The following is a 1,113-nucleotide window of genomic DNA, read 5'->3' on the forward strand; positions in this document are numbered from 1 at the left end:
GCGGAGGCCGAGGTCATGACGGCTTCGGTGCGCAGGGGGTTGATCTCGGAGACGGCGCCGACGAGCGTGGTCTTGCCGACACCGAAGCCGCCCGCGACGACGATCTTCGCGGAGGTGGTGGCGCGGGTGGGGGCGGCCGCGTTAGAGCTTGCGAAGTCCACTGAGGACCCTTTCGAGCAGCGTGACGTCGGGCTGGTTTCCGGATTCGCCTCCGGAAGCGGGCTGGTGGATGGCGACGAGGCCGGCCTCGGCCAGGTCGGCCACGAGGATGCGGGCGACTCCCAGCGGAAGGGAGAGCAGCGCCGACACCTCGGCGACGGACTTGACCTCCGTGCACAGCGTGCAGATCCGCTGGTGCTCGGGGAGCAGGGTGGCCAGGCGCTGCGGGTCCACGTCGGCGGAGACGAGCGCCTCCAGGGCGAGCTCGTAGCGTGGCCGGGTGCGACCGCCGGTCATCGCGAACGGCCGGATCAGCGGGCCCGCGTCCGGCTCGTCCTCCAACTCCTCGACGTGCCCGGGGTCCTGGGCCGGCTGTAGGCCGGGTGCGGGGCCGGGCTCGGCCGGTGGCACCGGGTAGCCGGGCGGGGGTACGTCGTACGAGGGCTGCGGCTGGGCGGCGTACTGGCCGTGCTGGGCAGGCCGGCCGTACTGGCCGTAGTGCTCCTGCGGCTGGCCGTACGGCTGTTGGCCGTACTCCTGGCCGAACTGCGGCCGGCCGTACTGCTGACCGTGGCCGACGCCGGGTGCTCCGAATGCGTCATGGCCCGTGCCAGGGTACGGAACGCCACCGTACTGGCCGCTGCGGTCGTCGGGCGGTGTCACGGTTCCTCTCCTCACAGGGTGCGGCGGTTGCGGTGCGAGCTTCGGCGCAGGTCCGGAGCCGGTGGTGCGAAGGCCGTACAACGTCCGAACCCGAGCCCGCCGAAGCGGGCCCGGGAAGGACGCGGAGGTACTTCGAATACCTGGACGGTATCCGACGAACCGTCAGTGCAGGAGACTGCCCTGGAGTTCCGCGCGAAGAGCGGGGGTGAGGACGGCGCCTGCGCGGTCGACGAGCAGGGCCATCTCGTAGCCGACGAGGCCGATGTCGGAGTCGGGGGAGGCCAGGACGGC

At 72.1% G+C, this 1,113-nt stretch carries 1 protein-coding gene and 2 pseudogenes; all 3 read right to left on the bottom strand.

Annotation, left to right across the window (positions count from 1 at the left end; translation table 11 throughout):
• A pseudogene (locus tag ACWCXH_RS39960) lies at positions 1-161 on the bottom strand (ATP/GTP-binding protein); the annotation flags it as partial.
• Positions 142-822, bottom strand: a complete 681-nt coding sequence (locus tag ACWCXH_RS39965) for a DUF742 domain-containing protein (protein ID WP_449806426.1) — start codon at positions 820-822, stop codon at positions 142-144. The gene ACWCXH_RS39965 and the pseudogene ACWCXH_RS39960, both read right to left, overlap by 20 nt.
• 162 nt (positions 823-984) lie before the next feature.
• Positions 985-1,113, bottom strand: a pseudogene (locus ACWCXH_RS39970) (roadblock/LC7 domain-containing protein); the annotation flags it as partial.

It is taken from the genome of Kitasatospora sp. NPDC001660 (assembly GCF_053596725.1).